Raw genomic sequence first — 23,840 nt, 5'->3', positions numbered from 1 at the left:
TGGTGGCGCGGTTATCGGAGCGGAGGTGGCGAGTCGGTCCATCGATGGCGCGGCGCGAAACTGGTGCAGTCGCGCGCGCCGCGCCTCGTTCGGGTGCGCGTCGCGCCGCGACGAAGCGTGCTTCGACGCCAGTGAAGCGTCGCTGGCGCAGGTGGGGCATCGGCGGTGCATGGGCGCCTTGGGGACGCCGCGCTTTTGTGCATGGCGTGGGCGCTGCCCACACCGGAACACCAGTGATACTGACTGCCGATCAGGGAGACCGGACATGATCGAACGCGCCGTCGCCAGCCCGCCCGATAAGTCCGCTTTCTGAATGCCCTTCACCGCGAACCGTCAGTTAGAGAGCACGCCGCGGCTGCTCGCGAGCGCGAAAGCGATGTACTACACCACGCAATGAGCTTAGTCTGGTCCTACCATTAAACACGACAAAACTTGCCGTTCGGGTAGCGGGGAATTATTCCAGTCTGGCAAATCCCTTTTTTGAAATCCTTCCGGGGACTGGTAACCACTCACATTCCAGTTGTGCCCACTTGCGTGCTCAACTTCCACAATCCTGAATCGACACTGGCGACTTGGATTTTTCAAGTGAAAGACAATGCGTCTTTGCTCATCGCTGAAATTCTTTTCCGTGATTTCGTAGCGTGTCGGCTTACAGACGCTATATGTTGAATTCCATTCAATTGTGTTGGCTCGCACATAGAGCGCACCGGAACACGCACGACCTGTTCCCTCGAAATTCCCTTTAAAACCGACTTCGGCGCCAATCGCTATGCTTGATATGCTGTAGAGAATGATGCACATCGCCGTAATCTTCACTGAGCACAAAATGCAGACTCCCCCTTGTGGATCAGGCTCAGCGCATAATCCAGCTTCTTGGCATAGAGTGAATCGCCAGAGTTATAGTGTTTCGCGATGCTTGATGTCGTAATGATTTTCCAGCTAACAATGACTTTCCTTAGCGAAGCTTTCTGATATTTCAGTACTTGACCCGCTCTCAATAAATGAGAGGAGGGATTCAGTTTCTGTATCACTTCAATAGTGCTTCCATTTGTCTTGGTAATCTTGGCGATGCTATCCCCTGCCAGTGCCCTGACTTCGTAGATTGTGGCGTCTGCGTCTGGGACGTTTTTGATCGCATAGTTCGCCGTTCGCATCAGCAAGTAGCCAATACCAGCGGCGATATTGTGAGGGGGATTCGTTATCGCATTACCAAGGGTGAGTCGATTTTTCCACGTTGGGGGAATAATCAAATCACCTCCTTCATTGCCAGCTGATAGCGCTCGCAGTCCTGGATCGCCGGGATTGCCTATTTGAATCGGATTCGATTCCCATTTTTTGCTTTCCGCACCGGTCTCCACCCAAATCATCGCCTTGATGAGCCGCCAATCCAATGGCCTGTACCCGGCAGTCCCCGACAGATGACGGTTGTACTGGTTCACGGTCATCTGGATTGCGCAATCGTAGAGGTCCCATTTGGCATTGCCCACAGCGCTGCTGATGCCCTCTTGCCATTTTTCATAGCCAGTCTTCGGTGGTGCTTGAACAGCCATACGACTCCTGCCTAGGGTTGAACTCAACATAGCGCCGGAATCCGAAGCAATAGTGTCCAATAAACGACTCAAATACGGACAGGGACTTCGGTATGTCGAAGATCTATGCAAAGTCGCTTCTCGGATCGGCAGCGATCAGATAATCACCTCGCGACAGGTTGTATGTACATGGGCGATGGCCCAAATTTCCTCGACTTTCCTAAGTGCACACCAGTCGTGGCACGGCCAGGAGTTCCTCGACGGACCGTTAGTCCTTGCTCATCCGATGGGCTGAATAACGCGTCAGCAAAAACAAAGACCCCGCAAGCCAAAACCATGGCTTGCGGGGTCTTTGCACCCATCCTGGCGCAGCACAAAAGAAAAACGGCGCAAGGACCATCAGCCCTTGCGCCGCATCATCGCACTACCTTCGCGCAAACCTCAATAAGTCGGAACCGACGGATCGACCTGACGCGACCACGCGTCGATCCCACCCTGCAGATTGAACACATTGGTGTGTCCGCGCGATTCGAGGAACATCGCGACTTGCGCACTGCGCGCGCCGTGATGGCAAATGCAGACGATCTGCGCATCGTCATCGAGTTCTTCGCTGCGCGCGGGAATCTCGCGCATCGGAATCGACACGACGCCGGCCATTGACGCGGTTTGCAGTTCCCACGGCTCGCGCACGTCGAGCAGCACGGGTGCGGGACGCGAGGTATCGGCGAGCCATTCGGCGAGTGCGGGAGCGGTCAGGTTTTGCATCAGCGGGACATCCAGTTCGTGGGACGGTGGGCTTGCTCGCCGCCCGTCCGGATCAACAATACAACTCGAAACGCAGCGAAAACCGCCGCTTAGAACCTGAACCGCGCCGGCTGCACTGCATTGGCGAGCGGCTCGACATAGGTTTCGAACACGTCGGAGATGCGGTATTGCTTCTCGTCGATGCGCGTAATGATCTGCGCCTTCATCACCGGCGCGCTGCCGACGAATGCCGCGAGACGGCCGCCGACTTTCAGCTGTTCGAGGATTTCCTGCGGCAGCACCGGCAGACCGCCCGACACGCAGATCACGTCGTACGGCGCCGCGCCGCTCCAGCCGCGCGAAGCGTCGCCGGTCGCGACTTCGACGTTCAGCACGCCGTTGGCGATCAGGTTGCTCTTCGCGAGCTCGGCCAGTTCCGGCTCGATGTCGACGGTCAACACGTGTTGCGCGCGATGCGCGAGCAGCGCCGCCATGTAGCCCGAACCCGCGCCGATTTCGAGCACGCTTTCGTGCTTCTTCACCGCCAGCTCCTGCAGCACGCGCGCCTCGACGCGCGGCGCCAGCATGTGCTGGCCGGCCGGCAGCGGCACTTCGAAGTCGGCGAAAGCGAGATCACGGTAAGCGGCGGGGACGAATTTCTCACGTTTGACGATCGACAGCAGATTCAGCACGTCCTGGTCGAGCACTTCCCAGGGGCGGATCTGCTGTTCGATCATGTTGAAACGCGCTTGCTCGATGTTCATGGTGGATTCGGCGGTTTTGGTTTGGCGAGCGGGCGACGATTGCCGCTGACTTTTTTCCTGACCCGGCCCCGGCGGATTGCCGGCGGCGGAGGCCTCCGAAAGGCGTTCGCTTTGCAAGCCGCGTCAGGGGAACTGCGGGATTGTACCAAATGGCGGACTCGCGCCGGACGCTCGCGGGCAAGTGCCGGCCGGGCCGCCCCCGTGTTAATCCCTAGCGATCCGAGCTTGCGATTCGCATCGCGATCGCTACAAAATGTAATCGATTACATTTCGCTGCGAGGTCGTGTGTCCCGAACGCCGTCCCGATCGTCGCCGGCCACGCTGTCCGGCGCGAGCAGTCAACCGCTACGTCCGCCGCAGAGGCGCTCGCCGCGTACGGAGGACGGGTCGTCGATCGCCGGCGTGGCCGAGCAGGCGGGCGTGTCGGTGGCGACGGTGTCGCGCGTGCTGAACGGCCACGGCAATGTGCGGCCCGCCACGCGCGACAAGGTGCTCGCCGCGATCGACGCGAGCGGCTACCGCGTCAACGAACTCGCACGCAATCTGCGCACGGCCGTAAGCCGCCTGCTGCTGACGATGGTGCCGGACTTCGGCAATCCGTTTTACGCGGAGATCGTGCGCGGCATCGACAGCGTCGCGCGTCAGCACGGCTACTTCATGCTGCTATGCGACACCGGCGCGGACCCGGGCCGCGAGCGCAGCTACTTCGACATGCTGCGGCGTCGCCGCGCGGACGGCGCGATCTGCCTCGATCCGGCGACGATCCAGCAGGCGCTCGGCGAGGCGTCGCAGGCGCTGCCGTGGGTCGCGTGCTGCGAGTTCGATCCGGAGATGGGTGTGCCATACGTCGGCATCGACAACTACCGCGCGGCCGGCGACGCGGTGCGCCATCTGCTCGCGCGCGGCCACCGGCGTATCGGCCTGATCAACTCCGACGTCGACTATCTGTATGCGCGCCAGCGTCAGCAGGGCTACCTCGACGCGTTGAGCGACGCCGGCATCGCGCCCGATCCGCGCTGGCGCATGAATCTGAACAGCCTCGATTACGAGGCGGGCGCGTCGGCCGCAGCCGGGTTGATGCAGCAGTCCGATGCGCCGAGCGCGATCTTCGCGGTGTCGGACACGCTCGCGATCGGCGTGATCCACGGCTTGCGCAGCGTCGGCAAGCGCGTGCCCGACGACGTCGCGGTGGCCGGCTTCGACGACATCTCACTCGCCGCGCAGATCGATCCGCCGCTCACGACGATCGCGCAGCCGATGCGCGAGCTCGGCGAGACCGCCGCGCGTCTGCTGCTGCAACGCCTCGCGAATCCGCAGGCCAACGTGCCGGGCGTGCTGCTGCCGCATCGTCTGGTGATTCGTGGGAGCGCGTGAACCATGAGCCTCGCGATCCGCTTCGACGACATCCGCAAGGACTTCGGTCCCGTGCGCGTACTGCACGGTGTGAGCTTCGAGCTCGCACCCGGCCGCATCTACGGTCTGCTCGGCGAGAACGGCGCGGGCAAATCGACGCTGATGAAAATTCTCGCCGGCTATGAAGCGGCAACCTCGGGCAGCGTGCTGGTCGATGGTCACGCGCAGCGCTTCGCCGGTTCGCGCGACGCCGAGGCACAGGGCATCGTGCTGATCCACCAGGAATTCAACCTCGCCGAGCATCTGACGATCGCGCAGAACATGTACCTCGGCCACGAGAAGCGCCGCGGCTGGTTCGTCGACGATGCCGCGATGCGCAGCGACGCCGCGCGCTATCTCGCGCAGGTCGGGCTCGAGCGCGCGCCGGACACCAAAGTGCGCGAGCTGATCGTCGCGGAAAAGCAGATGGTCGAGATCGCGAAGGCGCTGTCGCGCCGCGCGCGTCTGTTGATCATGGACGAGCCGACCGCGACGCTGACGCCGGCCGAAACCGAGCGGCTCTTTGCGCTGATGCTGAAGCTGAAGGCCGATGGCGTGACGATCGTCTACATCTCGCACAAGCTCGATGAAGTGGAGCGCATCACCGACGAAGTGATCGTGATGCGCGACGGCCGCTTCGTCGCGCGCGGTGAAACCGCGGGGCTCGCGCGTCAGCAGATGGCGAACCTGATGGTCGGGCGCGATGTGTCCGACATGTTCCCCGACAAGCAGACGGTGCCTGCCGACACGCCGGTCGCGTTGCGCGTGAGCGGCCTGACGGTGCCCGACTGGGTCGAGGATCTGAGCTTCGACGTGCGCGCGGGCGAAGTGCTCGGCTTCGCGGGCCTCGTCGGTGCGGGCCGCACCGAGGCGTTCGAGGCGATCATCGGCTTGCGCAAACGCACCGGCGGCACGATCGAAATCGCCGGCCGGGCAGTCGATCTGAAGAACCCGCGCGACGCGATGCGCCACGGTCTCACGTATCTGAGCGAGGACCGCAAAGGCAAAGGCCTGCACGTCAACATGAGCCTGCAGGACAACGTCACGCTGATGACGCTCGAACGCTACGCGCATCCGCTGCTCGACCTGAAAGCGGGGCGCGCGGCGTTGCAGAAGGCCGTCGGTGAATTCGGCATTCGTACCGGCGACCTGTCGAGCCGCGCGCGCATGCTGTCGGGCGGCAACCAGCAGAAGCTCGCGCTCGCGAAGTTCCTGCAGCCCGACCCGAACGTGATCGTGCTCGACGAGCCGACACGCGGCGTCGACGTCGGCGCGAAACGCGACATTTACTTCCTGATTCATCGTCTCGCCGCGCAGGGCCGCGCGGTGATCGTCATTTCATCCGAACTGATCGAGCTGATCGGCTTGTGCCATCGTGTCGCGGTAATGCGCGCGGGACACCTGCAAGCGACGCTGACGCTCGAGCATCTGACCGAAGAGGAGTTGATCGCTCATGCGACCGGCACCCACTGAAGCCGTGCAATCACGGCGCGCGCTGCGCGTCGCGCAGCGGCTCTACACGCTCGGGCCGCTCGCCGGGCTGATCGTGCTGTGCATCGTCGGCACGCTGCTCAATCGCGACTTCGCGACGCTCGACAACCTGATGAACGTGCTCACGCGCACGTCGTTCATCGGCATCATCGCGGTCGGCATGACCTTCGTGATCATCTCGGGCGGCATCGATCTGTCGGTCGGGTCGATGGCCGCGTTGATCGCCGGCATCATGATCTGGCTGATGAACGGGCTCGCGGCCGGTGCTACCGGTCATGCGTTGCCGCCGTTGCTGATCGTGACGATCGGCATCGTCGCGGCACTCGTGCTCGGCGCGCTGTTCGGCTGCGCGCATGGGCTGCTGATCACCAAAGGGCGCATCGAGCCGTTCATCGTCACGCTCGGCACGCTGGGGATTTTTCGCGCGGTGCTGACATGGCTCGCCGATGGCGGCGCGCTGACGCTCAATGATTCACTCTCCAATCTGTATGGTCCCGTCTATTACGCGAGCCTGTTCGGTGTGCCGGTGCCGATCTGGGTATTTCTCGTGGTCGCGGCGGGCGGCGCGCTGATCCTGAATCGCACCGCGTTCGGCCGGCACGTGCAGGCGATCGGTTCGAACGAACAGGTCGCGCGTTATGCGGCAATTCGCGTCGATACGGTCAAGATCGTCACGTACGTGCTGCTCGGGATCTGCGTGGGCGTGGCCACCGTGCTCTACGTGCCGCGCCTCGGCTCCGCCACGCCGACCACGGGCCTGTTGTGGGAGCTCGAAGCGATTGCATCGGTGGTGGTCGGCGGCACGGCGCTCAAGGGCGGCGAGGGACGCGTGATCGGCACCGTGATCGGCGCGATCCTGCTGTCGGTGATCGCGAACATCCTGAACCTGACCAGCATCATCAGTGTGTATCTGAACGCGGCGGTGCAGGGCGTCGTGATTATTTTCGTCGCGTTCGTGCAGCGTGGGCGGCGGTAGGCGGGCGTTTCAAGCAGGTGTAGCAAGGCAGGCGCGGTAAAACCAACGGCAGGTCCGATAAATCGGGGCGAACGAACGCCTCTTGATTGGAGACACACACCATGAAGCAAGTCATTCGAGCGATCGGCGCCGGCGTGCTGGCGTTGGGGATGCTGGGCACGAGCGGCGCGGCGCGCGCCGACGACAAGGTCACGCTGGGCGTCGCGATTCCGACGGCCGATCACGGCTTCACCGGCGGCATCGTCTGGTGGGCGAACAAGGCGAAGGAGGATCTCGAGAAAGCGCATCCCGATCTGAAAGTGATCGTGAAAACGGCGGCCAACGCGCCCGAGCAGGCGAACCAGTTGCAGGATCTGGTGACCGTCAACAAGATCAATGCGCTCGTGATCTTCCCGTACGAATCGGCGACGCTGACGCAGCCGGTCGAACAGGTGAAGCGCAAAGGCGTGTACGTGACGGTGGTCGATCGCGGTCTGACGAACACGAGTGCGCAGGATGCGTACGTCGCCGGCGACAACACCGCGTTCGGCAAGATTCCGGCCGAGTACCTGGCGAAGGCGCTCGACGGCAAAGGCAACGTCGTCGCGCTGCGCGGCATTCCGACCACGCTCGACAACGAGCGCTGGACCGCCTTCACCGGCGTGATGAAAAACTATCCGGACATCAAGATTCTCGACGCGAAGTACGCGAACTGGAATCGCGACGACGCGTTCAAGGTGATGCAGGACTACCTGACGCGCTTCAAGCACATCGACGCCGTGTGGGCCGCCGACGACGACATGGCGGTCGGCGTGCTGAAGGCGATCGATCAGGCCAAGCGCAACGACATCAAGATCGTGTTCGGCGGCGCGGGCTCGAAGGGCATGGTGAAGAACGTGATGGACGGCGCGCCGATGATCAAGGCCGACGTGTCGTACTCGCCGAAATTCATCTATGACGCGATCAAGCTGACCGCCGAAGCGCGGCTGAAGGGCGACAAGCTGCCCGCCACGACGATCATCCCGTCGGTGTTGATCACGAAGGAAAACGCGCAGCAGTTCTATTTCCCCGACTCGCCGTTCTGAGCGGCGCTCCACGCATCGTCTAACGCGCGCGGGTGCGGCCCGCGCGCAACGTTCGAGGAACCGTAAAGATGAAAACCATCAAAGGGCCGGCGATTTTTCTCGCGCAGTTCATGGGCGACGACGCGCCGTTCGACAATCTCGCGCATCTCGCCGAATGGGCCGCGGGCCTCGGCTTCAAGGGCATCCAGGTGCCGTGCGACCCGCGTCTGATCGATCTCGAGAAAGCCGCCGTGAGCGACGCATATTGCGACGAATTGCGCGAGACCGTCGACAACGCGGGCGTCGCGATCACCGAACTATCGACGCATCTGCAAGGGCAACTGGTTGCCGTGCATCCGGCGTACGACACGCTGTTCGACGGCTTCGCCGCACCGCACGTGCGCGGCAAGCCGGCGGCGCGCACCGAGTGGGCGATCGCACAGATGAAGTTCGCGGCGCAGGCGTCGCGCCGTTTGGGGCTGAGCACGCACGTGTCGTTTTCGGGCGCACTAGCGTGGCCGTATATCTACCCGTGGCCGCAGCGGCCGGCCGGCCTCGTCGAAACCGCGTTCGACGAACTGGCGCGCCGCTGGACGCCGATTCTCGATGCGTTCGACGCGGCAGGCGTCGACGTCTGCTACGAACTGCATCCGGGCGAAGACCTGCACGACGGCGTTACGTTCGAGCGCTTTCTCGCGGCAGTCAAACAGCATCCGCGCGCGAACATCTTGTACGACCCCAGCCATTTCGTGCTGCAGCAGCTCGACTATCTCGCGTTCATCGATATCTATCACGAGCGCATCAAGGCGTTTCATGTGAAGGACGCGGAGTTCCGTCCGACCGGCAAGCAGGGCGTGTACGGCGGGTATAGCGGCTGGGTCGAACGCGCGGGGCGCTTTCGTTCGCTCGGCGACGGGCAGATCGACTTCGGCGCGATCTTCTCGAAGATGGCGCAGTTCGATTTTCCGGGCTGGGCCGTGCTCGAATGGGAATGTGCGTTGAAGCATCCGCACGACGGCGCGCGCGAAGGCGCGGAGTTCATTCGCCGGCACATCATCCGCGTGGCCGAGCATGCATTCGATGACTTCGCGGGCAGCGGTGTCGATACCGCGCAGTTGAAGAGCGTGCTGGGCATCTGACATGGGAGCGCAAACGATGCAGAGAAGAAGGCTCAGGCTGGGCATGGTCGGCGGCGGGCAGGGCGCGTTCATCGGCGCCGTGCATCGGATCGCCGCGCGGCTAGACGATCGTTTCGAACTGGTGGCGGGCGCGTTATCGTCCGATCCCGAGCGTGCGCGGGCGAGCGCCGCCGAAGCGGGCATCGCGCGCAGCTACGCGGACTGGCGCGAGATGGCGCGCGCCGAGGCCGCGCGCGACGACGGCATCGACGCGGTCGCGATCGTCACGCCGAATCATCTGCACGCGCCGGTCGCGACGGCGTTTCTCGAAGCGGGCATCCACGTGATCTGCGACAAGCCGCTCGCGGTTTCGCTCGCCGAAGGCGAAGCGCTCACGAAGCTCGCGCAGTCCACCAAGCGGCTCTTTGCGCTGACCCATACCTATTCGGGCTACCCGCTGGTGCGGCATGCGCGCGAGCTGGTCGAAGGTGGCGAGCTGGGCGAGATACGCGTCGTGCAGGTCGAATATGCGCAGGACTGGCTCGCCGAGCCGCTCGAAACGGGCGGCGCGAACAAGCAGGCGGGCTGGCGTACCGATCCGGCGTTGGCGGGGCCGGCCGGGTGCCTTGGCGATATTGGCACGCACGCGTATCAGCTGGCCGCCTTCGTGACGGGGATGATGCCGCGCGCGCTGTCGGCCGAGCTGCACACGTTCGTGCCGGGGCGTCGTATCGACGATCACGTGCAGGCGATGCTGCGTTATGCGAACGGCGCGCGCGGCATGTTGTGGGCGAGCCAGGTGGCGAGCGGCGCGGAGAACGCGCTGCGCTTGCGGGTGTATGGCACCAAGGCGGGCCTTGCGTTCGATCAGGAGGAGCCGAACGCGTTGTGGTTCACGCCGCTGGGCGGCGCTGCCGAACGATTGACCCGCGCCCGTGTGAAAAGTCCGATTGCCGCGCATGCGACGCGCGTGCCGGCCGGGCATCCGGAAGGCTATCTGGAAGCGTTCGCGCAGTTGTACAAAGATGCGGCGTTGCAGATCGATGCACTGAACGAAGGTCGTGCACCGCCGGCGGAAAGCCTGCTGTTGACGACGGTCGATGATGGCGTCGACGGATTGCGGTTTATCGACGCGGTGCTGAGAAGCAGTGCGGCGGATGGACGGTGGGTGGAGATCGAAGGGGCGTAAAGCGTTGCAGCGAAGCGCCAGGTCGGCGAAGCCGGAGCGTCAACCCCCCTTGCTTTTCTTGATCTGCGCTTCGAATGCGATGTCGAGCTTGCTGGCCTTGCGCGGTTTCTGCGGGCCGTACGCGTCGACGAACTTGACGAAGTCGTCGAGCGCCAGCGGGTCGGACACCTTCTTGTCGACCCCGCTCGATTTGTCGACCAGGTAGAACAGGCCGCCGGACAGGCTGATCGCGGCGAAGCGCGGGTTACCGGTGCGCGTTTTCAGGCGCTCGACGGCGTGGATGGCTCGGGTGGTGCGCATGATGGGGACTGCGGCTGCTGATTGACGAGAGCGTTACTTTAACAATTTTGCTGACGGTGTGCGGTTGGCGCCAACGAATCAAAACACGCGATGAACCTCGACCCGCTCAGCGACGACAAGATCATCGAAAGCTGGCAGCGCAACGCGTCGCCGTGGACGAATGCGGTGCGCGCGGGTGAGATCGACAGCCGCCGACTGGTCACCGATCAGGCCGTGCTCGACGCGGTCCTTGCTTGCGACCCGGCCACGGTCCTCGACCTGGGTTGCGGAGAAGGCTGGCTCGCGCTTGCGCTTCAGCGCCACGGCATCCGGGTGACGGCGGTGGACGCGATTGCCGAGCTAGTGCGTGCCGCGACCGATGCCGGCGTGACTGACGCGAGAACGCTGTCGTATGAACAGATCGCGGCAGGCGGGCTAGAGCTGCGCGCCGACGTCGTCGTTTGCAATTTTTCGCTGCTCGGCAAGGAGTCGGTCGACGGACTGCTGCGTGCGATGCCGACGCTGCTCACACACCGTGGATCGCTGGTCATACAGACGCTGCATCCGCTCGTCGCATGCGGTGAACTGCCGTACGTGAATGGCTGGCGAGCGGGTGCGTGGGCGGGCTTCGGTGACGCATTCAGCGATGCCCCGCCGTGGTTCTTTCGGACCTTGCAAACGTGGGTCGAACTGCTGGCAACAAGCGGGCTGACCCTGCAGCAGATGCAAGAGCCGTTGCATCCGCGAACCGGCAAACCGGCGTCGGTGATTTTTCGCGCGCGAGCGACCGGCTAGCCGGCCGCCGCAGGTTACCGCGTCTCACGCAGATGTCCGCAACGGAGGCATGGCATGCAAGCATTCGTCGATCGTCCTGGCACGCTGTTCGTGGTACTGCTGGTCGCGTTCATCGGCGCGATCACGTTCGGCGCATTGGCGCTGCGACGCGTTTTCGCACTGAAGAGCGAGGAGCGCGAAGATTTCACGATCGTGGAGACGTCGACGTTGACGTTGCTCGCGCTGCTGATCGGCTTCAATCTGTCGATGGCGGTCAATCGCTACGACCAGCGCAAGAACCTGGAAGAAAACGAAGCGAACGCGATCGGAACCGAGTACGCCCGGGCCGATGTGGTCGCGCCGCCCATCGGCGCGCAGATGAAGGCTGAATTGACGCATTACGCGCAATTGAGACTCGCGCATTTTCAAACCCGAGATGCGCAGGACATCGCTCGCATCGAGGCAGACACAGCGAAGTCTCAGGCCGTACTTTGGCGCCTCGCGGCGCAGGTCGCGAAGGACCAGCCGACGCCGATCGGCGCGGTCGTGATGACCGGCATGAACGACGTCCTCAATTCGCAGGACTATTCCGAGGCGGCGCTGTTGAACCGGATTCCGCTGGGCGCGTGGACGCTGATGATCCTGATCGGACTATTTGCGTGCGTCGTGCAAGGTTATGGAGCGAGGGGCAGCGTTCGACGAGGCATCCTGATCATCGTGCTTCCCGTCACGGTTGCGCTGTCGCTGACGCTGATCGCGGACATCGACAGTCCGCGAGGCGGGATCATTCATATCGAGCCGCAAAACCTCGCGCGGCTGCTGAGATCGCTGGGGCAATGACGTCGCTCGGGCTTACTCGCTCAATTCGCGATGCAACGCCCGATACTCCTGCGCGAGCTTATGCCCCGGATCGAGATGAATGACGGGCGTCGCCAACTGATGCGACTCGCGGATCTTCACCGACGATGACAAGCGCGACCCCAGCACCGGCAAGCCTTCGCCGATCAGTTCGTCGACGAGCTTCTGCGGCAGGCTCGCGCGCGGCTGGAACTGGTTGATGACGATGCCTTCCACCTGCAGCGCGTCGTTGTGATCCTGCTGGATCTCCTTGACGTTTTCGAGCAGCGTGTAGAGCGCGCGACGCGAGAAGTCGTCGCAGTCGAACGGAATCAGACAACGCTCGACGGCAATCAGCGCCGAGCGCGTGTAGAAGTTCAGCGCGGGCGGCGTGTCGATGTAAATCGCGTCGTACATGTCGAGTTCGTTCAGCGCGTCGCGCAGCTTGTAGATCTTGTAGCGCGATTCGAGCTTGCCGTGCAGCGAGTCGAGGTCGGGATGGGCGGGCATCACGTCCAGATTCTCGAAGCGCGTCGGATGGATGTACGAGGTCGCTTCGACGGGCTTGAAGCTGAAGCCGAGCGCGGTTTCGAAGAAGCCTGCGACAGTGGGGTGGACTTCGCTCGCCTGCGGGCCGAGCAGATACTGGGTCGAATTCGCCTGGGCATCGAGGTCGATCACCAGCGTGCGCAGTCCTTCGCTCGCGCTGATGGCCGCCAGGTTGCAGACAATGGTCGATTTGCCTACGCCACCTTTCTGATTGAATACAACGCGCCGCATGGTCTCCCCTTGAACGGAAGCAGTTACAAAGGGCCCAGCATACCTGAGTCGCGTGACGGCGCTGATTTCGCTGCGTTGTTCGTGACCGTTCGACGCTTTACCGCGCGACCGCATCCACGAGGGCGGCCACACCGCTCACCGGCTTCATCACGTCGTCCGGCAGACCATGACGCTCGCGAAGATAGGCCGTCGAGTTGAACGACAGCCACGCGCGGCCGTCCGCGTCCTCCCAGACGAGCACCTTCAGGGGGAGATCGAGCGCCGCGGTCGGCGCGAGTTGCATCAAAGGTGTGCCGGCTTTGGGATTGCCGAAGATCAGGAGCCGGCTGAACGGCATCGCCAGTCCCGCGCGCGCAGCGTCGCCGCTGAAATCGATGCACGCGAAAACCGTCAGTCCGCGCTCCAGAATCAGGGTTTGCAGACGCTCGGCCGTTGCGCTGCCCGCGTGGGCGCTTGGAACGGTGACGATGCCAGTACTGGCGTTCTCTGCGATCGAAGCGGTAGCCATCTTGCCTCCCGTGCGCCAACGGTGACGCGAACCCATGCAGTGTAGGCGTTCGCCGGCGCGGTGTGGCCGATCGTGCGGAGGCGCCGGGCGGGCAGTTCTACCGAAAGGCGGAGCGTCATCGACGCCCCGCTGCCGGATTACTGGCTCAGATAAACGAACTTGCCATTCTTGATGGTGCCCATCACGCTAGCCCGCTGATCGAGACCGACGTGATCCTTCGGGCTCGTATTGACGACCCCGTTCGGCACCACCAGCTCATGCGCGTGCTCGAGTTCATCGCGCAACGCGACGCGAAACGCCGGCGTGCCCGGCTGCGCGGTCTTCAACGCGCGCGCGACGGCGTCCTGCAGGCGCGGGTACACGCCGGCCGCGTCGCCCGCGAACTGCGTGACGCTGCCGGGACCGTACTTCGCCTCGTACGCGTCGACGAACGCGAGCGCCGCCTTCTTCGACGGATGATCGGCCGGCAGCGTGCGCGCGACGACGACCGGCTGCGTCGGGAACAGCGTGCCTTCCACGTCCTTGCCGCCGAGCTTGATGAACTCCGGCGTCGCGATGCCATGCGTCTGATAGATCGGCCCCTTGTAGCCGCGCTCGATCAGCGTGCGCTGCGGCAGCACCGTCGGCGTGCCCGCGCCGGCGATTAGAATCGCGTCGGGCTTCGCGGCCATCAGCTTCAGGATCTGGCCGGTGACGCTCGCGTCGGTGCGGTTGTAGCGCTCGGTCGCGACCAGCTGGATATGACGCAGCGCCGCGAACTTGCTGAATTCGTTGAGCCAGCTTTCGCCGTAGCCGTCCGCGAAACCGATGAAGCCGACCGTTTTCACGTTGTGATTCGACATGTAGCGCGTCATCACGTCGGCCATGGCGCTATCGGTCTGCGCCATCTTGTAGGCCCAGACCTTCTTGCCTTCCTGCGGCTCGACGACGCTCGCCGAGCCGATCAGCGTGATCATCGGCGTCTGGCTGTCGGCGACCGGATCGAGCGCGGCCATTGCGGCCGGCGTGATGTTCGGCCCGACGACCACATCGACGTGGTCCTCGTTGATCAGCTTGCGGATGTTGCGCACCGCGTTGCCGGGGTCGGATGCGTCGTCGAGGAAGATGTAGTCGGCTTTCTGGCCGGCGATCGTCTGCGGCCACATCAGCATTGCGTTCTTGCTGGTGATGCCGATCACGGCGGCCGGCCCCGTGTTCGACAGATCGATGCCGACTTTCAGGTCGGCGTGCGCCGCGCCGGCGACGAGTAGCGCCGCGGCCCCGAGGCCGCGCAGGGTGTTGCGTACTTTATTGTTGTGCAACTTCATCAGAAGTGTCTCCGTAGCGAGAGAGCGGTATGGAAGCGGTATGAAAGCGGTTCAAAGCTCATAGGTCTCGTGTACGCCCTTCAGCGCCTGCTCGATCAGCTTGCGGTTCAGGCTCGGCGACAGCAGCTCGACGAGCGTGTACACGTAGCTGCGCAGATACGCGCCCTGTTTCAGCGCGACGCGCGTCACGTTGCTGCCGAACAGATGGCCGACCGGCATCGCGCGCAAATGGCGGTCGCGCTCGCCGTTGAACGCGATGTCGGCCATGATGCCGATGCCGAGGCCCAGCTCAACGTAGGTCTTGATCACGTCGGCGTCGATCGCCTCGAGCACGATGTCCGGATGCAGCCCGCGCAGGCGGAACGCCTCGTTGATCTTGGTGCGGCCGGCGAACGCGTTGTCGTACGTAATCAGCGGGTACTGGGTCAGGTCGTCGAGCGACAGCAGCTTGCGGTCGAGCAGCGGATGGTCCGGCTGCATCACGGCGACGTGGTGCCACTGGAAGCAAGGTAGCGACACCAGATCCTTGTAGTTCGAGATCGCCTCGGTCGCGATTGCGAGGTCGGCCTGGTCGTGCAGCACCATTTCGGCGACCTGGGTCGGGCTGCCTTGCAGAATCGAAAGGTGGACCTTCGGGAAGCGCTTCTTGAACTCGGCGATCGCCGCCGGCAGCGAGTAGCGCGCCTGCGTGTGGGTCGCGGCGATCGTCAGGTTGCCCTGATCCTGCGCCGCGTAGTCCTTGCCGACCCGCTTCAGGCTTTCGACTTCCTGCAGAATTTTTTCGATCGATTGCAATATGATGCGGCCCGGCTCGGTCAGCGAGCGCACGCGCTTGCCGTGGCGGGTGAAGATTTCGACGCCGAGTTCGTCCTCCAGCTCGATGATCGCCTTCGAGACCCCCGGCTGACTCGTAAACAGGGCCTTGGCCGCTTCGGTGAGGTTGAAGTTCTGCCGCACAGCCTCGCGGACGAAGCGGAATTGGTGCAGGTTCATATATAACCTCGCCGCATATAAAAAGAATTTTTTAGTCGTTTGAAATATAAGGCGAGTTTATTACGATCTGTCCATCTTTTTCAATATGGATATCTGTATTTGTTATAAGCAAATGAGCGATGGGTCTAAACGCTTGCTTGCGGCAGCTGACAAACACGGATGTTCGAGCCGCAGCAGAACCGGAGCGCCGGCCGCCGGACTGCCGTGTGTCACGCAAGTTTCGAAAAAAATTGGGGTCCCCGAATGTACCAATACGATCAATACGACCAGACCATCGTCGATGAACGGGTCGCGCAGTACGCCGATCAGGTTCGCCGCCGCTTGTCGGGCGAATTGAGCGAAGAGGAGTTCCGTCCGCTGCGTCTGCAGAACGGCCTGTACTACCAGCGCCACGCGTACATGCACCGCATCGCGATTCCGTACGGCAACCTGCGCAGCGACCAGCTGCGCGTGCTCGCCCAGATCGCGCGTGAACACGACCGCGGCTACGGCCATTTCTCGACCCGCTCGAACATCCAGTACAACTGGATCAAGCTCGAAGAAACGCCGGAAATCCTGCGCAAGCTCGCTGCCGTGCAGATGCACGGCATTCAGACCTCGGGCAACTGCATCCGCAATATCACCGCCGATCAATTCGCCGGCGTCGCGCCCGACGAAGTGGTCGATCCACGTCCGTGGGCCGAAATTCTGCGTCAGTGGTCGACGTTCCACCCGGAATTCGCGTGGCTGCCGCGTAAGTTCAAGATCGCCGTGTCCGGTTCGAAGGAAGACCGCGCGGCCGTGCAGATCCACGACATGGGCGTGTATCTGAAGAAGAACGCGCAAGGCGAACTGGTGGTCGACATTCTGGCGGGCGGCGGTTTGGGCCGTACGCCGATCGTCGGCGCGATCATCCGCCGCGATCTGCCGTGGCAGCATCTGCTGACCTACAGCGAAGCCGTGCTGCGTGTGTACAACCGCTACGGCCGCCGCGACAACATGTACAAGGCGCGGATCAAGATCCTGGTGAAGGCGCTGTCGCCGGAGAAGTTCTCCGCGCAGGTCGAGGAAGAGTGGCAGCACCTGAAGGACGGCCCGTCGACGCTGACGCAAGCCGAAGTCGATCGCGTGTCGCAGTACTTTGCGCCGCCCGCTTACGACAAGCTGCCGGATACCGATGCGTCGTTCGAAAAGCATCTGCTGGAAAACCGCGCGTTCGCGCGCTGGGTCGAGCGCAACGTGCGTCCGCACAAGGTCGCGGGCTATGCGTCGGTCACGCTGTCGCTGAAGCCGACCACGGTCGCGCCGGGCGACGCGACGGACGCGCAGATGGAAGCGGTCGCCGACTGGGCCGACGAATACTCGTTCGGCCAGATCCGCGTGTCGCACGAACAGAACCTGATCCTCGCCGACGTGAAGAAGCGCGACCTGTTCGCGCTGTGGGAAAAGGCCAAGGCGCAGGGTTTCGCGACGCCGAACATCGGCTTGTTGACCGACATCATCTCGTGCCCGGGCGGTGACTTCTGCTCGCTCGCGAATGCGAAGTCGATCCCGATCGCGCTCGCGATCCAGGAACGTTTCAACGATCTGGACTACGTGTACGACCTCGGCGACGTGTCGCTGAACATCTCGGGCTGCATCAACGCGTGTGGTCACCACCACGTCGGCAACATCGGCATTCTGGGCGTCGACAAGGACGGCTCCGAGTGGTACCAGGTGACGCTCGGCGGCGAGCAGGGTACGGGCGCGACCGGCGCTCACCTTGGCCGCGTGATCGGCCCGTCGTTCTCGGCCGAGGAAATGCCCGACGTGATAACGAAGGTGATCGATACGTTCGTGGACAACCGCCAGGAAGGCGAGCGTTTCATCGATACGTACACCCGCATCGGCATCGCGCCGTTCAAGGAGCGCGTGTACGCCGCGCGTCAACCGGCTCACGCGTAACCGCGCAAAGGATACTGAACAGATGGCTTCTATCATCAAGAACCGCGACATCGTCAACGACGACTGGAGCGTCGTGCGTGCCGCGGAAGACGGCGCTTTGCCGGCGGTGAGCGAACTGCCGGCCGGCAAGGTCATCGTGCCGCTGGTGCTGTGGCAGGCCGAGCGTGAAGCGCTGATCGCCGCGCGCGGCGCCACCGAAATCGGCGTGTGGCTCGCGCCGGATAGCGAACCGGCGGACATCGCCGGCGACTTCGACAAACTCGCGCTGATCGCCGTGGACTTCCCGGTGTTCCGCGACGGCCGCGGCTACAGCATCGGCCGTCTGCTGCGCGAGCGCTATGGCTACAAGGGCGAGCTGCGCGCGATTGGCGACGTGCTGCGCGACCAGGTCAGGCTGATGTTCCGCTGCGGCTTCGACGCGTTCGCGGTGCGCGCGGACAAGGACATCAACGACGCGCTGAAGGCGTTCGACGACTTCACCGTGCAGTACCAGGGCGCCGTCGATGACCCGTCGCCGCTGTTCCGCCGCCGTGCCGCCCAGGCTGGCGCCGGCAAGGTGCCGGCATGAACACCGCCCAATCGTTGAGCCCGGAGCTGGCAGCGAAGGTCGAGCGACTCGACGCGCTGCTCGACTCGATCGCCGCGCGCCACGCGAACGTGAAGCTCGCGAGCAGCCTTGCCGCCGAAGACATGCTGCTCACGCACGCAATCCTGTCGCGCGGCGTGCAGATCGGCATCTTCTCGCTGAACACCGGCCGTCTGCATGCGGAAACGCTCGGCATGCTCGATCGCGTGAAAGAGCGCTACGGTTACGACATCGAGCAGTTTCATCCGCAGGCGGCCGCGGTCGAGCAGTACGTGGGCGAACACGGCCTGAACGCGTTTTACGAAAGCGTCGAGCTGCGCAAGCGCTGCTGCGAGATCCGCAAGGTCGAGCCGCTCAATCGCGCGCTCGCCGACGTCAGCGCGTGGGTGACCGGGCAGCGCCGCGAGCAGTCGGTCACGCGTGCTGAACTGCACGAGGAAGAGCACGACGGCGCGCGCAACATCGCCAAGTTCAACCCGCTCGCGGACTGGACCGAAGCCGAAGTCTGGGATTATCTGAAGGCGTTCGATGTGCCGGTCAATCCGCTGCATGCGCGCGGTTATCCGAGCATCGGCTGCGAGCCGTGTACGCGTGCGATCCGCCCCGGCGAAGACAGCCGGGCGGGGCGCTGGTGGTGGGAGTCGCGCGATACGAAGGAATGCGGCTTGCATATCACGGCGATTACCCCGATTGCGGTCGAACGCAACGAAAACGCGCCGGCCTGAGCGCCGCGCACGAGCTTGCGGTCGACCGCCGCCGAAACCGATCTGAATACTTCCGTCCGCACGCATGCGCTTGCCGGGCGAACCAACGAAGGACCCGCTATGAGCACCACGCTCGATTCCGCTGTCAACGCTCCGCTTGCCAACACGGTCAACCGGATGGATCACCTCGATTGGCTCGAAGCCGAGTCGATTCACATCCTGCGCGAACTGGTCGCCGAGTGCAGCAAGCCGGCGCTGCTGTTTTCGGGCGGCAAGGATTCCGTCGTGGTGCTCGCGCTCGCACTGAAGGCGTTCGGCCTCGGCGCGAACCGCAAGACCCAGCTGCCGTTCCCGCTCGTGCATATCGACACCGGTCATAACTATGACGAAGTGATCGACTTCCGCGATCGTCGCGCGCAGGAGATCGGCGCGGAACTGGTGGTCGGCCATGTCGAAGATTCGATCAAGCGCGGCACCGTGCGTCTGCGTCGCGAAACGGATTCGCGCAATGCCGCGCAGGCGGTCACGCTGCTCGAAACGATCGAGCAATACGGCTATACCGCGATGATCGGCGGCGCGCGCCGCGACGAAGAAAAGGCCCGCGCGAAAGAGCGCATCTTCTCGTTCCGCGACGAATTCGGCCAGTGGGACCCGAAGGCGCAGCGCCCGGAACTGTGGAGCCTGTACAACGCGCGTCTGCACAACGGCGAACACATGCGCGTGTTCCCGATCTCGAACTGGACCGAGCTCGACGTTTGGCAGTACATCGCGCGCGAACAGCTCGAACTGCCGTCGATCTACTACGCGCACCAGCGCGAGATCGTGCGCCGCAATGGCCTGCTCGTGCCGGTCACGCCGCTCACGCCGATGCGCGAAGGCGAGACGAGCGAACAGGCGCTCGTGCGTTTCCGTACGGTCGGCGACATCAGCTGCACGTGCCCGGTCGAAAGCGACGCGGACGACATCGAGAAGATCATCGCCGAGACCGCCGTTACGGAAATCACGGAACGCGGCGCGACGCGGATGGACGATCAGGTCTCTGAAGCGGCGATGGAACAGCGCAAGAAGCAGGGTTATTTCTAAGCACACGACGAGGGTAACGTAACCATGAGCAGTATTCATCAACCAGAAGACCTCGGCGTGCTGCGTTTCATCACCGCGGGCAGCGTCGACGATGGCAAGAGCACGCTGATCGGCCGCCTGCTGTACGACAGCAAGGCCGTATTGAGCGACCAGCTCTCGGCGCTGTCGCGCGCGAAGAACAAGCGCACCGTCGGCGACGAGATCGATCTGTCGCTCCTGACCGACGGCCTCGAAGCCGAGCGCGAGCAGGGCATCACGATCGACGTCGCGTATCGCTACTTCGCGACCGCCAGGCGCAAGTTCATCATCGCCGATACGCCGGGGCACGAGCAGTACACGCGCAACATGGTGACGGGTGCCTCGACCGCGCATGCGGCGATCATCCTCGTCGACGCGACGCGCGTGACGTTCGAGAACGGCGTCGCGCAACTGCTGCCGCAAACCAAGCGTCATAGCGCGATCGTCAAGCTGCTCGGTCTGCAGCACGTGATCGTCGCGATCAACAAGATGGACCTCGTCGACTACAGCGAAGCGCGCTTCAACGAGATCCGCGACGCGTATGTCGAGCTCGCGCGTCACCTCGGTCTCGAGGACGTGCGCTTCGTGCCGGTGTCGGCGCTGAAGGGCGACAACATCGTCACGGCCAGCGAGCGGATGCCGTGGTACGCGGGCCAGCCGCTGCTCGACGTGCTCGAAGCGCTGCCCGTCGAAACCGCGAGCGGCGAGGCGCTGCGCTTTCCGGTGCAGTGGGTCGCGCGCCAGGACGGCAGCCAGGCCGACGATTTCCGCGGCTACATGGGCCGCGTCGAATCGGGCGAAGTGAAGCTCGGTGACACGATCGTCGTGCTGCCGGCCAATCGCGAAGCGACCGTGGCCGAGATCATCGCGCCGGTGGTCGGCGGCACCGCGCAGGTGGACCGCGCGTTCGCCGGTCAGACGGTGACGATCCGCCTCGCGGAAGACGTCGACGTGTCGCGCGGCGACACCTTCGTGCTGCGCGCAGCGGCGCCGGAGCCGGCAAAGAAGCTCGAAGCGGACCTGTGCTGGTTCGACGACACGCCGCTGTCGACGCAACGCAAGTATCTGCTGAAGCAGACCACCAACACGGTGTTCGCGAAGATCGGCGCGATCAAGGAAGTGCTCGACGTGCATACGCTGTCGCAGGCGACCGATCGCAAGGAACTGGCGATGAACGACATCGGTCGTGTCGCGCTGACCTTGCAGAAGCCGCTCGTGTGCGACGCATACGACGCGCATCAGGGCACGGGCGCGTTCGTGCTGATCGACGAGGCGACGAACCACACCGTCGCGGCCGGCATGATCCGGGCGTTTTCCGCCTGAGTTCGGGATAGGCCGGTAGGTAACGGAAGGGCCAGGCGGGCGGCGCAACGCGCCGCCTGCGTTCGCTCCAACGAACAGGTTGAGGTCAATGGGTAAGGTTTATCTGATCGGCGCGGGACCCGGTGCCGCGGACCTGATTACGGTACGCGGCGCGCGGCTGCTCGGCGCCGCCGATGTGGTGCTGCACGACGCGCTGGTCGAGCCGGCGATGCTCGACTACGCGCCCGCGCACGCAAAGCGCATCGCGGTCGGCAAGCGCTGCGGCCAGCTATCGACGGCCCAGCAGTTCATCAACAAGCAGATCGTCGATGCGGCATTGGAGCACGGCGTGGTCGTGCGTCTGAAGGGCGGCGATCCGATGCTGTTCGGCCGCGCCGACGAAGAGATGCGCGCGCTGGAAGCCGCGGGCATCGAGTATGAAGTGGTGCCGGGCATTACCGCCGCACTGGCGAGCGCGGCCACGCTGAAGCGTTCGCTGACGTTGCGCGGCGTGTCGCGCAGCGTCGCGCTCGCGACGTTCAGCCGCGCACCCGGTTCTGACGAGATTCGCGAGCAGGTCAACGCCGATTCACTGGTGTTCTACATGGGCCGCGACAGCGGTGTTGAGATCGCGCAGCAACTGATCGACGCCGGCAAGCCCGCGGCTACGCCCGTGGCGATCGTCGAGGCGTGCAGCACGCCGCGCGAACGCATGCTGACGCTGACACTGGAAGATCTGGCTGCGGGAGAAGCGCAGCGCTGGGTCGATGCGTCGCAGCCGAGTCTGTTGATGATCGGCGAGGCATTCGCGGCGCGGCAGACCGAGGCAAAGCGCTCGTCGAACGGGATGCTGGTCGCGGCCTGAAGGTCCCCGGCAGGGCCGGCCTGACAGCGGCGAATCTGAGCAAGCAGAACGAAAAAATCAGAGTTGCCGCAAGCAATACTGCGCGAGCGCATCCAGCACCGAATCATCCTCACCGGCCGCCACCGCGCAGCGAATCTCGACACCGGGATGCGCGGCGCGGCATTGCTCGACGAGCGCGGGCAAATCCTGGCGCACATGTCCGCCTTGCCCGAAGAACACCGGCACCACGGTGATCGCGGCGCAGCCTTGCGCAACGAGTTGTGTGACGGCCGTCGGCAGGCTGGGTTCCATCAGTTCCAGAAAGGCAAGCGTAACCGCCTGCGCTTCGCCCGTCGCCGCGCGCGCGGTGCGCAGCTTGTCGGCGAGCCGCTCGAACGGCTCGCGCCAGCGCGCATCGCGTGCGCCGTGGCCAAACAGAATCAGTCCGTGCGTAGCCATCGCGTCAGCTCCTGACGATGCCCTTCAACGCCCTCTGGCGTTGCGAGTTAGTGCCGGTCGACCCACTTCAACCCGACGAGCCCGAGCACCAGGTAAATGAGCCCCGGCGTCGCCGCAGTCAATGGCGCAGGCCACGTATTGAGCGTGCCGATGTGCGAGAACAGCGTGTTGAACAGCTGGAAGCTCATGCCGAGCATGATGCCGCCGAACACCTTCATGCCGACCACGCCCGCGCGCGTATGCAGATACGCGAACGGCAGCGACAGCACCAGCATCACGAACACCGCGAACGGATACAGTACCTTTTTCCACAGCGCGATTTCATAGCGCTGCGTGTCCTGATGGTTTTCGGTCAGATGCTGGATATAGCGGAACAGATTGAACATCGACATGCGGTCCGGCGACACCAGCAGCACCGACAGAATCTGCGGCGTCAGCTCAGAGCGCAGCGAATACTCGGGCAGCGTGACCTGGTTGGCGCGATACACCGGATTGAGCGCATCGGCCGGCGTGCCGGGAACTCGGGCCACGTCGAGCAGTTGCGTGTCGGTCACGCCGGTCAGCAGCCAGTGACCCGGCGGTTGATACCGGCCGCTCTGCGCGATGCGGATGTTCGACAGACGGAACTTCGAATCGAACTCGTAGATGCGCACGTTGCTGATCGTCGCGTCGGGTCTGAGTTCGCCGACGTTGACGAAGCGCGTGACCTGCTCGCCGTCGGCGCGCTCGGTCAGCGTGTCCTTGACCCACACGCCCGACTGGAAGTTGCTCGACACCGACGAGCCGAGCGCCTCGAGCCGCACGCGCTCGGACAGCTGGTCCGTGTACGGCCCGACCACTTCGCCGATCAGATAGGTGACGATCACGAGCGGAATGCCGATCTTCAGCAGCGAGCGCAGCGCCCGGTTGGTGGCGAGACCGGACACGCGGAAGATCGTGTACTCGGAGTTGGCCGCCATCTGCGCGAACACGTAGATCGCGCTGATCAGCGCCGCGACCGGAATGATTTCATAGAAACGCGACGGCGTTTGCAGCGCGACGCGCAGCACCGCGTACTGAAACTTGTAGTTGCCGTGGCCGACCGAGTTCAGTTCGTTGATCAGATCGAAAAAGAAGAACAGACCTGAAAATGCAAACAGGATGAAGACGAACGTGAGATAGATCTGACGCGCGAAATACCTTTCATAAATGCGCATC

25 protein-coding genes are annotated in these 23,840 nt (G+C 63.7%); 14 read left to right on the top strand and 11 right to left on the bottom strand.

Features of this window, described 5'->3' with window-relative positions; all coding sequences use genetic code 11:
• Positions 1-399 precede the first annotated feature (399 nt).
• The 4 genes from QFZ94_RS26865 to QFZ94_RS26850 all read right to left on the bottom strand — a co-directional run bounded on the left by QFZ94_RS26865 (position 400) and on the right by QFZ94_RS26850 (position 3,037).
• The gene (locus QFZ94_RS26865) at positions 400-801 is read right to left on the bottom strand and encodes a hypothetical protein (protein ID WP_368586641.1); all 402 of its coding nucleotides are present in this window, start codon (positions 799-801) and stop codon (positions 400-402) included.
• An 11-nt stretch (positions 802-812) separates the two neighbouring features.
• Positions 813-1,550, bottom strand: coding sequence for a LysM peptidoglycan-binding domain-containing protein (locus tag QFZ94_RS26860; RefSeq protein ID WP_429460668.1), 738 nt, complete (start codon positions 1,548-1,550; stop codon positions 813-815).
• Between the two features lie 420 nt (positions 1,551-1,970).
• Positions 1,971-2,294, bottom strand: a complete 324-nt coding sequence (locus QFZ94_RS26855; protein WP_018431735.1) for a rhodanese-like domain-containing protein — start codon at positions 2,292-2,294, stop codon at positions 1,971-1,973.
• 89 nt (positions 2,295-2,383) lie between these two features.
• Entirely contained in the window at positions 2,384-3,037 is a 654-nt protein-coding gene (locus tag QFZ94_RS26850; RefSeq protein WP_368586643.1) for a protein-L-isoaspartate O-methyltransferase family protein, read from the bottom strand.
• Between the two features lie 285 nt (positions 3,038-3,322).
• Here QFZ94_RS26850 and QFZ94_RS26845 point away from each other — a divergent pair, with 285 nt between their 5' ends.
• The 6 genes from QFZ94_RS26845 (at position 3,323) to QFZ94_RS26820 (ending at position 10,246) form a co-directional block, all read left to right on the top strand.
• Positions 3,323-4,411: a LacI family DNA-binding transcriptional regulator gene (locus QFZ94_RS26845; protein WP_368586644.1), complete on the top strand. Its 1,089-nt coding sequence runs from the start codon at positions 3,323-3,325 to the stop codon at positions 4,409-4,411.
• Positions 4,412-4,414: 3 nt separating this feature from the next.
• Entirely contained in the window at positions 4,415-5,902 is a 1,488-nt protein-coding gene (locus QFZ94_RS26840) for a sugar ABC transporter ATP-binding protein (protein ID WP_429460665.1), read from the top strand.
• A complete protein-coding gene (locus tag QFZ94_RS26835; protein WP_368586646.1) occupies positions 5,883-6,896 on the top strand; it encodes an ABC transporter permease in 1,014 nt (337 codons plus the stop codon). Before QFZ94_RS26840 ends, QFZ94_RS26835 begins: the two co-directional genes overlap by 20 nt.
• 101 nt (positions 6,897-6,997) lie before the next feature.
• On the top strand, positions 6,998-7,960 hold the full coding sequence (locus tag QFZ94_RS26830) for a substrate-binding domain-containing protein (RefSeq protein ID WP_368586647.1): 963 nt from the start codon (positions 6,998-7,000) through the stop codon (positions 7,958-7,960).
• Between the two features lie 68 nt (positions 7,961-8,028).
• Positions 8,029-9,078 carry a sugar phosphate isomerase/epimerase family protein gene (locus QFZ94_RS26825; RefSeq protein WP_410849659.1) on the top strand — a complete coding sequence of 350 codons (1,050 nt, stop codon included), beginning with the start codon at positions 8,029-8,031 and terminating at the stop codon, positions 9,076-9,078.
• Between the two features lie 16 nt (positions 9,079-9,094).
• Positions 9,095-10,246, top strand: a complete 1,152-nt coding sequence (locus QFZ94_RS26820; protein ID WP_429460662.1) for a Gfo/Idh/MocA family protein — start codon at positions 9,095-9,097, stop codon at positions 10,244-10,246.
• 39 nt (positions 10,247-10,285) lie between these two features.
• Here QFZ94_RS26820 and QFZ94_RS26815 read toward each other — a convergent pair whose 3' ends face one another.
• Complete coding sequence (locus tag QFZ94_RS26815) at positions 10,286-10,546, bottom strand: hypothetical protein (protein ID WP_368586650.1); 261 nt, start codon at positions 10,544-10,546, stop codon at positions 10,286-10,288.
• 90 nt (positions 10,547-10,636) lie between these two features.
• Here QFZ94_RS26815 and QFZ94_RS26810 point away from each other — a divergent pair, with 90 nt between their 5' ends.
• Together QFZ94_RS26810 and QFZ94_RS26805 are read left to right on the top strand one after the other, a co-directional pair.
• Positions 10,637-11,320, top strand: a complete 684-nt coding sequence (locus tag QFZ94_RS26810) for a class I SAM-dependent methyltransferase (protein WP_429460660.1) — start codon at positions 10,637-10,639, stop codon at positions 11,318-11,320.
• Positions 11,321-11,374: 54 nt separating this feature from the next.
• Entirely contained in the window at positions 11,375-12,139 is a 765-nt protein-coding gene (locus tag QFZ94_RS26805; protein WP_410849661.1) for a hypothetical protein, read from the top strand.
• Positions 12,140-12,151: 12 nt separating this feature from the next.
• Here QFZ94_RS26805 and QFZ94_RS26800 read toward each other — a convergent pair whose 3' ends face one another.
• The 4 genes from QFZ94_RS26800 to QFZ94_RS26785 all read right to left on the bottom strand — a co-directional run bounded on the left by QFZ94_RS26800 (position 12,152) and on the right by QFZ94_RS26785 (position 15,724).
• Entirely contained in the window at positions 12,152-12,916 is a 765-nt protein-coding gene (locus tag QFZ94_RS26800) for a ParA family protein (RefSeq protein ID WP_368586653.1), read from the bottom strand.
• A gap of 97 nt (positions 12,917-13,013) precedes the next feature.
• The gene (locus QFZ94_RS26795; RefSeq protein WP_429460658.1) at positions 13,014-13,424 is read right to left on the bottom strand and encodes a DUF302 domain-containing protein; all 411 of its coding nucleotides are present in this window, start codon (positions 13,422-13,424) and stop codon (positions 13,014-13,016) included.
• 137 nt (positions 13,425-13,561) lie between these two features.
• On the bottom strand, positions 13,562-14,731 hold the full coding sequence (locus tag QFZ94_RS26790; RefSeq protein WP_429460656.1) for an ABC transporter substrate-binding protein: 1,170 nt from the start codon (positions 14,729-14,731) through the stop codon (positions 13,562-13,564).
• 51 nt (positions 14,732-14,782) lie between these two features.
• The gene (locus QFZ94_RS26785) at positions 14,783-15,724 is read right to left on the bottom strand and encodes a CysB family HTH-type transcriptional regulator (protein WP_429460654.1); all 942 of its coding nucleotides are present in this window, start codon (positions 15,722-15,724) and stop codon (positions 14,783-14,785) included.
• A gap of 243 nt (positions 15,725-15,967) precedes the next feature.
• Between QFZ94_RS26785 and QFZ94_RS26780 the strand changes: the two genes are divergently transcribed.
• The 6 genes from QFZ94_RS26780 to cobA all read left to right on the top strand — a co-directional run bounded on the left by QFZ94_RS26780 (position 15,968) and on the right by cobA (position 22,205).
• Positions 15,968-17,647 (top strand): nitrite/sulfite reductase, encoded by a 1,680-nt coding sequence (locus tag QFZ94_RS26780; RefSeq protein WP_429460652.1) that lies wholly within the window; start codon positions 15,968-15,970, stop codon positions 17,645-17,647.
• A gap of 22 nt (positions 17,648-17,669) precedes the next feature.
• On the top strand, positions 17,670-18,215 hold the full coding sequence (locus QFZ94_RS26775; protein ID WP_429460650.1) for a DUF934 domain-containing protein: 546 nt from the start codon (positions 17,670-17,672) through the stop codon (positions 18,213-18,215).
• Positions 18,212-18,958 (top strand): phosphoadenylyl-sulfate reductase, encoded by a 747-nt coding sequence (locus QFZ94_RS26770; RefSeq protein WP_429460648.1) that lies wholly within the window; start codon positions 18,212-18,214, stop codon positions 18,956-18,958. The genes QFZ94_RS26775 and QFZ94_RS26770 overlap by 4 nt, the downstream gene beginning before the upstream one ends.
• A gap of 99 nt (positions 18,959-19,057) precedes the next feature.
• Complete coding sequence (gene cysD / locus QFZ94_RS26765; protein WP_013088683.1) at positions 19,058-20,020, top strand: sulfate adenylyltransferase subunit CysD; 963 nt, start codon at positions 19,058-19,060, stop codon at positions 20,018-20,020.
• Positions 20,021-20,044: 24 nt separating this feature from the next.
• On the top strand, positions 20,045-21,361 hold the full coding sequence (locus tag QFZ94_RS26760) for a sulfate adenylyltransferase subunit 1 (RefSeq protein WP_429460645.1): 1,317 nt from the start codon (positions 20,045-20,047) through the stop codon (positions 21,359-21,361).
• An 88-nt stretch (positions 21,362-21,449) separates the two neighbouring features.
• A complete protein-coding gene (gene cobA, locus QFZ94_RS26755) occupies positions 21,450-22,205 on the top strand; it encodes a uroporphyrinogen-III C-methyltransferase (protein WP_368586660.1) in 756 nt (251 codons plus the stop codon).
• 57 nt (positions 22,206-22,262) lie between these two features.
• On the opposite strand, the gene QFZ94_RS26750 is transcribed toward cobA, so the two are convergent.
• Both QFZ94_RS26750 and lptG read right to left on the bottom strand, forming a co-directional pair.
• A complete protein-coding gene (locus QFZ94_RS26750; protein ID WP_368586661.1) occupies positions 22,263-22,643 on the bottom strand; it encodes a sirohydrochlorin chelatase in 381 nt (126 codons plus the stop codon).
• A gap of 47 nt (positions 22,644-22,690) precedes the next feature.
• Positions 22,691-23,839, bottom strand: coding sequence for an LPS export ABC transporter permease LptG (gene lptG / locus QFZ94_RS26745; protein ID WP_368586662.1), 1,149 nt, complete (start codon positions 23,837-23,839; stop codon positions 22,691-22,693).
• Position 23,840 lies beyond the last annotated feature (1 nt).

This window comes from Paraburkholderia sp. JPY465 (assembly GCF_050436725.1).
Classification (GTDB): domain Bacteria; phylum Pseudomonadota; class Gammaproteobacteria; order Burkholderiales; family Burkholderiaceae; genus Paraburkholderia; species Paraburkholderia youngii.
This window is presented reverse-complemented; position numbering and strand designations above follow the sequence as displayed.